This window comes from Sebaldella sp. S0638 (genome assembly GCF_024158605.1).
In the GTDB taxonomy this organism is placed as follows: domain Bacteria; phylum Fusobacteriota; class Fusobacteriia; order Fusobacteriales; family Leptotrichiaceae; genus Sebaldella.
In genome coordinates, this window is record NZ_JAMZGM010000139.1 from 1 (window position 1) to 559 (window position 559).

A 559-nucleotide genomic window follows, 5' to 3' on the forward strand; every position below is an offset into this window, starting at 1 on the left:
CAACGCATAAGTAAAAGCACACATATGAAAAAGATAACGAATATTGATAGTTTTTTCAATAAAAATACAGATTTTGAGCAGATAAGAAAAACAATAAATGGAAGTTATGATGACCGAAAACCGGAAGAAATTCCTAGAAGTTCAGAATACACAGAGGAAGATTTGGAATACGCTTTTAGACAGGAGGAAGAATGGCCGAACTAAGTATAGAAAAAGCAATACTGGGAAAGATATTATCAGTACCGTATTCAATTGAGAGTGCAGTGGAAAACGGATTAAAAGAGCAATACTTTGTCAATACTGAAAACCGTGAAATATATAAGCAGATGCTTAAAATATATACCGAAAACGGAGTATTTGAGCAGAGTTTTTTAAAAGTGCCCAGGGAAAAACTAATTGAATTAGCCGAGGAATCTAACGGAGTAGTTCATATGAATTTAGGAGTACGTGTACTGCGTGACGAGTATAAGAATTTCTATATGGATAAAAAGATACAAAAAGTTCTCGAGACAGAGGATTTAAGTGTAGATGAGAAGAGGAAAAATATAATAACCATAGT

General features: G+C 33.3%; 2 protein-coding genes. Both read left to right on the forward strand.

Annotated features, from left to right (window positions below; translation table 11 throughout):
• Positions 1 to 204: hypothetical protein (locus NK213_RS17995; RefSeq protein ID WP_253351784.1), on the forward strand; the 204-nt coding region annotated here is incomplete at its 5' end.
• On the forward strand, positions 192 to 559 hold a 368-nt coding region (locus tag NK213_RS18000), incomplete at its 3' end, for a DnaB-like helicase N-terminal domain-containing protein (protein WP_305879864.1). The genes NK213_RS17995 and NK213_RS18000, both read left to right, overlap by 13 nt.